General features: G+C 61.8%; 6 protein-coding genes and 1 tRNA gene. 2 read left to right on the forward strand and 5 right to left on the reverse strand.

The window, feature by feature from the left end:
* Nucleotides 1–218 (forward strand): hypothetical protein (locus CN311_RS33035; RefSeq protein ID WP_208866562.1); only part of this gene is annotated, 218 nt, incomplete at its 5' end.
* Here the strand turns inward: CN311_RS33035 and CN311_RS23030 are convergent.
* Nucleotides 215–2998, reverse strand: coding sequence for a valine--tRNA ligase (locus CN311_RS23030; RefSeq protein WP_097575994.1), 2784 nt, complete (start codon nt 2996–2998; stop codon nt 215–217). The genes CN311_RS33035 and CN311_RS23030 overlap by 4 nt on opposite strands.
* Nucleotides 2999–3290: 292 nt before the next feature.
* Between CN311_RS23030 and CN311_RS23035 the strand changes: the two genes are divergently transcribed.
* Complete coding sequence (locus CN311_RS23035) at nt 3291–3932, forward strand: bleomycin resistance protein (RefSeq protein WP_097575995.1); 642 nt, start codon at nt 3291–3293, stop codon at nt 3930–3932.
* Nucleotides 3933–3996: 64 nt separating this feature from the next.
* Here the strand turns inward: CN311_RS23035 and CN311_RS23040 are convergent, their stop codons facing one another.
* The 4 genes from CN311_RS23040 to CN311_RS23055 all read right to left on the reverse strand — a co-directional run bounded on the left by CN311_RS23040 (nt 3997) and on the right by CN311_RS23055 (nt 7588).
* Nucleotides 3997–4935 carry a DUF2497 domain-containing protein gene (locus tag CN311_RS23040; RefSeq protein WP_097575996.1) on the reverse strand — a complete coding sequence of 313 codons (939 nt, stop codon included), beginning with the start codon at nt 4933–4935 and terminating at the stop codon, nt 3997–3999.
* A gap of 245 nt (nt 4936–5180) precedes the next feature.
* Nucleotides 5181–6569, reverse strand: coding sequence for a TolC family outer membrane protein (locus tag CN311_RS23045; protein ID WP_097575997.1), 1389 nt, complete (start codon nt 6567–6569; stop codon nt 5181–5183).
* Between the two features lie 184 nt (nt 6570–6753).
* Complete coding sequence (locus CN311_RS23050) at nt 6754–7422, reverse strand: protein-L-isoaspartate O-methyltransferase family protein (RefSeq protein ID WP_097575998.1); 669 nt, start codon at nt 7420–7422, stop codon at nt 6754–6756.
* A gap of 92 nt (nt 7423–7514) precedes the next feature.
* A tRNA-Cys gene (locus CN311_RS23055) sits at nt 7515–7588 on the reverse strand.
* Nucleotides 7589–7897: the final 309 nt, after the last annotated feature.

A 7897-nucleotide genomic window follows, 5' to 3' on the forward strand; every position in this document is an offset into this window, starting at 1 on the left:
CAACAATGGGGCCAAAACATTCCGTTTACGTCAAAATTAACGCTGCGGAATGCCTGTTTTTGAGGCAGGAGGGCTGGCGCATCACCCCGAAAATCGGAATCGATTTTCGGGAAGATCATGCGCAAAACAAAGTGCTACAGCGTCCTTTGCGCGTCCAAACGGACGCTCGGCGCTGCAGGCTCGAAGCAGCATTCGCGACACGCGAATCTACCTGCTAACTGGCATCGCGAACCCGTGCCAGCGCCACCGAAAGCTTCTCTTGCGCCTCGCGATATTCGGCAAGTTTTTCGCGCTCGGCCTCCACCACCTCTTCCGGCGCATTGGCGACGAACTTGTCGTTCGACAACTTCTTGTGCAGGCGGGCGATTTCCTCGGTCACCTTGGCCAGTTCCTTCTGCAGCCGCGCCGCCTCCGCGGCGAGGTCGATCAGGCTGCCGAGCGGCAGGCAGATGGTCGCCTCGTTGAGCACGATCTGGGCGGAACCCTTGGGGGCTGCGTCCGCCAGTGAAATATCGCCGACCCGCGCCAATCGCTTGATGGCAGGAGCATGGCGTTCGAGCCGCTGGCGCGTTTCCTCGCTGACGCCGATCACCACCAGCGGCGCGATTGCCGCCGGCGGCACATTCATTTCCGAGCGCACGGAGCGGATGCCCGAGACGAGGTCGACCAGCCAATTGATGTCAGCGGCCGCTGCCGCATCCTCGAAGTCGGGCGACGGCCATGCGGCATGGCAAAGCAGCGACGGCCGTTCCTGGCCCTCGCCGGCCGTTTCAGCCCACAATTCCTCGGTCATGAACGGCATCATCGGATGCAGAAGCTTGTAGATCTCGTCGAGCACGAAGGCGACGCAAGCCCGGCTTTCGGCCTTGGCGGCCTCGTCAGTCCCCATGAAGACCGGCTTCAGCAGTTCCAGGTACCAGTCGCAGAACAGGTTCCAGACGAAGCGGTAGGCCGCACCCGCCGCCTCGTTGAAGCGATATGAGGTGATACTGTCGGTAATCTCGCGCGCGGCGCGCGTCAGTTCAGTAAGGATCCAGCGGTTTACCGCCAGCTTGGCGTCGTTCAGCCAGAAATCGTCGTTTCTCGCGACCTCGTTCATCTCGGCAAAACGCGTCGCGTTCCACAGCTTGGTGCCAAAGTTGCGGTAGCCGGCGATGCGGGCCGGATCGAGTTTCACGTCGCGCCCTTGCGCCGCCATCACCGTCAGCGTGAAGCGCAGCGCGTCGGCACCATATTCGTCGATGAGATCGAGCGGGTCGATGACGTTGCCCTTCGACTTCGACATCTTCTGCCCGTTCTTGTCGCGCACCAGTGCGTGCATGTAGACGGTATGGAACGGCTCCTCGCCCATGAAATGCAGGCCCATCATCATCATGCGGGCGACCCAGAAGAAGATCAGGTCGAAGCCGGTCACCAGCACGTCGGTCTGGTAGTAGGTCTTCAGCTCCGGCGTCTGGTCCGGCCAGCCAAGCGTCGAGAACGGCCACAGCGCTGACGAGAACCAGGTGTCGAGCACGTCCTCGTCGCGGGTCAGGATCTCACCCGGCTGGAAGTTCTCGAGCTTGTCCTCGACCCAGGCCTTCCACGGCCCCTCCAGCGCCAGGTAATATTCAACCGCGGCTGCGAGCGCCTCCTCCTCGGTCTTCTCGACGAAGACACGCCCGTCCGGCCCGTACCAGGCGGGGATCTGGTGTCCCCACCAGAGCTGGCGCGAGATGCACCAGGGTTCGATGTTTTCCATCCACTGGAAGTAAGTCTTTTCCCAGTTGCCAGGGATGATCTTGGTGCGGCCCTCGCGCACCGAGGCAATCGCCGGCTTGGCCAGTTCCGCCGCGTTCGCATACCATTGTTCGGTCAGGAGCGGTTCGATCGGCACACCGCCGCGATCGCCATGCGGCACGGCGTGACGATGCGGCTCAACCTTTGCGAGGAACCCGCCCGCCTCCATCAACTCGACCACCTTCTTGCGTGCAGCGAAGCGGTCGAGCCCATCGAGCTCGTCCCAGACCGCCTGGCGCTCCGGCGTCACTTCCAGCCCGGCAAGAAAATCCTCATTATCCCTAAGGGTCACCGCCGCCTCGACGGTGAGGATGTTGATTGCCGGCAGCTTATGGCGCCTGCCAACCTCGAAGTCGTTGAAGTCGTGTGCCGGCGTGATCTTGACCGCGCCCGAACCCTTTTCCGGATCGGAGTACTCGTCCGCCACCACCGGAATCTTGCGGCCGACGATCGGCAGCACGAGGTTCCTGCCGACCAGGTGCCGAAAGCGCTCGTCGTCAGGGTGCACCGCAACGGCCGTGTCGCCCAGCATCGTCTCGGGGCGCGTCGTCGCCACGGTGATGAAGCTCTTCGGGTTTTCCGGATCGAAGGCCACGCCCTCGACCGGATAGCGGAAGTGCCACAGATTGCCATTGACCTCCTGCTGCTCGACTTCGAGGTCGGAAATCGCGGTCAAGAGCTTCGGATCCCAGTTCACAAGGCGCTTGTCCTTGTAGATCAGCCCTTCCTTATAGAGCGTCACGAACACTTCGAGCACGGCCCTGGACAGGCCCTCATCCATGGTGAAGCGCTCGCGCGACCAGTCGGCCGACGCGCCGAGCCGCTTCAACTGATTGAGGATCGCGCCGCCGGATTCGGCCTTCCACTCCCAGACTTTCTCGATGAACTCTTCGCGCGTCAGGTCGCGGCGGTGAATCTGTCTCTCCATGAGCTGACGCTCGACCACCATCTGAGTGGCGATGCCGGCGTGGTCCATGCCGGGCTGCCACAGCACGTTCTTGCCGCGCATGCGCTCGAAGCGCACCAATATGTCCTGCAGCGTGTTGTTGAGCGCATGACCCATGTGCAGCGAGCCGGTGACGTTCGGCGGCGGAATGACGATGGTGAAGGCTTCGGCGCCCTCCTCGGCCCCCGCGCCAGCGCGAAAGGCGTCGGCCTCTTCCCAGAGTTTGGCGATCTTCGGCTCGACGGTTTTGGCGTCGTAAGTTTTTTCAAGCATGGAAAGGCGTCCGAGCTGTCGGGATTTGTTGGGTTTGGTGTAAATCGGAAGGCAGTTGGCAAGTCAACCAGCCGCGGATGGCATGGCCAATAGATAGGGGCCTCATAGTTCGAGGCAATTCGCACAAGCGATCTTCCATTCAGCCCCGCCTCTTGACCAGCGATTGCAAACCGCCATAGCTTGCCGGTGCTGCTGTAGGGCGCATCGGCTTTACGCCGGAGGGGCATTGCCCGCCTACGACACCTGAACCCTCATTGCGCCCAAGCCGGATTCGAACAGGCCGAATTCGAACATGTCGAATTTCGAGAACTTCAGGAAACAGGCCAAGCTCCACCTGCGCTGGCATCGCGAGCGGTACTACCCCGTCGCGGCTGCGATCGGGTCGATATTGCCGCGTTTCCGCCATCTGACCGATCGCCAGATCCTGGATCACAGCTTCAAGCTTGCCGATGCCCAGGAACTGGTCGCCAGGAAGGCAGGTTTCGAAAGCTGGCAGGCGCTGAAGAAAGATCTTCAAACCATGACCGACAGCATGATATCCGACGCCGCCAAACCCTTCCTTGCCTTGGCTGAGCCGCAGCTCCTTGTCTCCGACATCGCCACCGCCCGGGCGTTCTACGAACAGAAGCTCGGCTTCACGACGCGCTTCACCTATGGCGAACCGCCCTTCTACGCTCAGGTCTTCCGTGACGGCGCGCGGTTAAACCTGCGCCATGTCGACAAGCCTCTGTTCGACAAGGGCTCAAGAGCAAGCGAGAACCTGTTGTCAGCAACCATCGTGGTCGACGCCATCAAGCCGCTGTTCCTGGAATATCAGGCGGCAGGGGTCGACTTTCACCAGACGCTGCGGACTGAACCGTGGGGCGCCCGCACCTTCATCGTTAGCGACCCCGACAGCAATCTGATCGCTTTCGCAACATCGGCGGAAAGCTAAGCCATAATAAAAGCGCCACCCTGGAACCAGGGCGGCGCTTTAATCTGGTATCGGACGATGAAACTTACTGCGCGCCACGCGCGACGCGCTCGATTTCCTCGCGCACCAGCCGTTCGACCAGTGTTGGCAGATTGTTGTCCAGCCAGTCCTGCAACATGGGCCGCAGCATCTCCTCGGCCATCTCGTCGAAGGTTTTCCTGCTGCGGCTGGCAAACGCGTCGGAAAGCTCGCCAAAGGCAGCGGCAACCTGCCGGCCAGTATGCTCGGAAAGGATCGAGGGACGAGAGGTCGGCGCCTCGCTTGTCACCGGATGCGCCATTTCGCTTCGCGGCGGAGCCGGCTCGAAAGCAGGTTCGGTCGTCACTTTGTCCTCATCGACAAGCTCGGCCTTCGGTTCGCCCTCCGGCGGCCGATGCGTCTCGGCACTGACCGGAGCACTGCTCAGTCTGGTCACCGCTTCCTCGACTGGGGCGGTCTCTTGCCGCCAATGGGCAACGATGCTGTCGGTCGTCTCTGCAACCCGTGCTGCTGCGGGCGCATCCGGTCTGGCGGCCGGAGGCGGCTCGGCGGCAACCCTGGAACTCACCTGTGCAAGCGTCAGTGGTGCTTTGGCCGGAGCCGGATCGGATCGCACCGGCGGCTCCATGCGTGCGATGACGGGGGCGGTTGTCTGCACCTCCGCCCGCGTGGCCGCCCTCCTGGCATCCAGTCCCGGACGCAATTCAGCGCGAAAAGCATCCACAGCAGGTGCCGCCCCGGCTACCTCAGGTGCCGCCCCGGCTACCTCCGGTGGCGCCTCACCTGCCTCGGGCCACGCGCCGCGTGCCTCCGATGGCGCCTTGCTTGCCGCCGCCGGCACGGGAACAGACCCCAAATCCTGCAACAGGTCATCCGCGTCGCCCGGCTGCTTGCGCCCGGTGTCGCTGTCCTCAATGATCCTTCTGATGGAAGCCAGTATTTCTTCCATGGAAGGTTCGCGCTGTACGCTGCTTGCCGTCGCCATCGTCACATCCGCCGCCCTTGTGACACCTTGCAGATTTCCCAACCGGTCAAAGCCGGTTGCGAATCATGCAGACAGCGTAACCCACGGATCGCCTTGGGAGAATCCCCAATCTGACGGCGTCTTGGATTTCAACAGCCTAGAGCCCGCGCGTCCTTCCGACGCGCGGGCTCCAATGCCTTGATTAACAAGTGATAGTGATCCAACCGACTTTTGCGGTCGTGGGCAGATCTAAACCGCCGACGAAATCAGCGGCCATCCGGCGTGCGCAGGCCGATCCACTTGTCCTTGACCGCATTGTAATGCTCTTCCGGCCGATATTTGGTCACCTGAAGGGCGAGACGCTCGGTCGACAGGCGACCGATGGCCGAGAGGATGGCGTAGCTCGCTACCACCACATCGTGTTCGGAATTGGCCTGGTTGATCTTGGCGGTGATGACAGTCGCCTGCGCGTTAAGGACGTCGAGCGTCGTGCGCTGGCCGACATTACGTTCCTCGATGACGCCGTTCAGCGCCAGTATCGAGGCGTCGATCACTTGCTTGTTGGCCGCAACGTTTTGCTGCGCGGCAGTGTATTGCGACCATGCCGAGGCCACGGCCTGGCGCACCTGGTCGCGGTTGACGTCAACCTCGATCCGCGCCTGGCTGAGCGATTCCTTGTTCTGGCGCACGATCGCCGAAGTCCGCCCACCCGAATAGATCGGTATGGTCAGCGTTGCGCCAACACTGGCCGAATTCGTCGTGCCATCCTGCGTCGCAAAGGCGCCCGGTACAGTGTTGCGATAGGCGCTCGAAACACCGGCGGAAGCGGAAAGCTGCGGCAGCAGCGCACCTTCTGCCGATTTCACCGAAAACGCGGCCGCGTCGACCAGATGCTGGGTAGAAAGGATGGCCGGATGCTCGTTCGCAGCGATCGCGATCGCGGCATCGAGGCTCCGTGGCAACAGCTTCGACAATGGTGACGCACCTTTAAGCTTGCCCGGTTCGTCGCCGACGATCTGGTGATAGAGCGCCGCGCTTGCCAAAGCCTGGGCGCGGGCAGCACTCAACTGCGCCACGGCAGACGCGCGCGATGCATCCGCCTGCGCGACGTCGGTGCGCGTGCCCTCACCGACCTCGAAGCGCGAGCGTGCCGCGCGTGCCTGCTCGGTCAGGAACTGCAGGTTCTGTTCGGTCAGCACCGCGATTTGCCGGTCGCGTATGACGTCCATGTAGGCGCTTGCCGCGTTGAATAGGATATTCTCTTCGGTATTGCGCAGGTTTTCGAACGAGGCACGGACCTGGGCTTCGGCGGCAGCGACATTGTTCCTGGTCTGAAAGCCGTCGAACAAGGTTTGATCGATCTGGATGCCGAAGTTGCCCGTGGTCAAGGCCACGCTTCGGTTCGAACCGTTGAGGTGGCTGCTGGAATAGTCGATGCTCGCGGAGCCATTGATGGTGGGGCGCCAGCCGGACTTGGCGATGGCGACGCCCTCGTCGGTGACACGGACGCCGGCGCGGGCCGAATTCAGCTGCGAATTGTTCTGATAGGCCTTTGAAAGCGCGCCGAGAATGGTTTCCGCCGAGGCGGCCAGCGGAGAAAGCGCGGTCGCGGAGACAAGGATGGCGGCAAAAAGGCTCTTGCGTACAGACGGCACGTTATATTCCCTCATTCGTTTTGCACGGGAACCGCGCAACGCCAGCTTCTCTTTCTGATCAGCCAGCGCCGCGTTTTCATCGTTCCCCCGCTGATAGCCCCCAGAATGCCCGGTTATGCTGATCAACAACGATTGTTCAAACGCAAGCGATCATGACAACGCCTTTGCTGCAAGGCAAAACCACTCAGAATTCAAACGCATGAGTGCGTTCAAATCCGGGTAGTGGCTTTATTGCCGCATTAAATGCGCGTCTTCCTGTCACAATACCCCCGGTTTTAACAAATAAACGGGCCACGCCCGAATTTCCCTGACCTTCAACCGCGACAAGACGTCCGCCTTCCGCAAGCTGGTCAAGCAGCGGCGCCGGCACCTTGCCGACACTGCCGCCGATGAAGATGACGTCATATGGCGCCGCCGCCGCATGGCCTTCCGGCAGCAGGCCCTTGATCACGGTGACATTGTCGCAGCCCAGCGTCGAAAGCGTCGACATCGCGGTCTCGGCCAGCGTCGAATCGCTTTCCAGCGCAACGACGGACTTTGCCAGCCGCGACAGGATCGCCGACGCGTAGCCGGTGCCGCAGCCGACATCGAGTGCCGAATCAGTCGGAACGATCTCGGCCAGTTGCAGCAACTTGGCCAGCGGCGAAGGTTCCATGAGATAGCGCGGGCCATCCGCTCCATCGGCAATGCGGATGTCCTCGTCGATATAGGCAAGAGCGCTCTGGCCGGGGGCCACAAAGGCCTCGCGCGGCACGGAAAGCATGGCATCGATGAGTGGTGCGCTGGTCACGTCGGTGGTGCGGATCTGGCCATCGACCATCTTCACCCGGCGTTCGGCAAAATCAGCGCTCATCATCCAACCAATCCATTTGCCGCGCCAGGAAGCGCCGCTCGTTTCGACAGGAACCCTGGCCCCTGGCGCTGGCGCGCGAGAGCTTGGGCGCCTGGAGGCCTCGCCCGGAATCGAACCGGGGTGCAAGGATTTGCAGTCCTCTGCGTAACCACTCCGCCACGAGGCCTCATTGCTCCCGGCGTTCCACCCGGTTCCAATAGGTTGCGGCGAAAATGGCGTCAAGCGGCCATGGTGCATTCCGGACGGTTTCCCCTGGGCCATCGTGCCCGTGTCTCAATTTGCCGTGCGTCGATACGCATATTACGATTAGTATATTAGACAATTGTTAAACACCAAATATGGCGAAGGGAAGCCCTGAACCTGAACCTCGCGTCAGGTGGGCAGCAGGTTTCACCACGCTCAAGGAGATTTGCCAGGACTTGGCGCTACGCTCAGCGCACCAGCCGTGGTGAAATCGTGCCAGCTTCTTCAGAGG

This window comes from Mesorhizobium sanjuanii (assembly GCF_002529485.1).
GTDB lineage: Bacteria > Pseudomonadota > Alphaproteobacteria > Rhizobiales > Rhizobiaceae > Mesorhizobium > Mesorhizobium sanjuanii.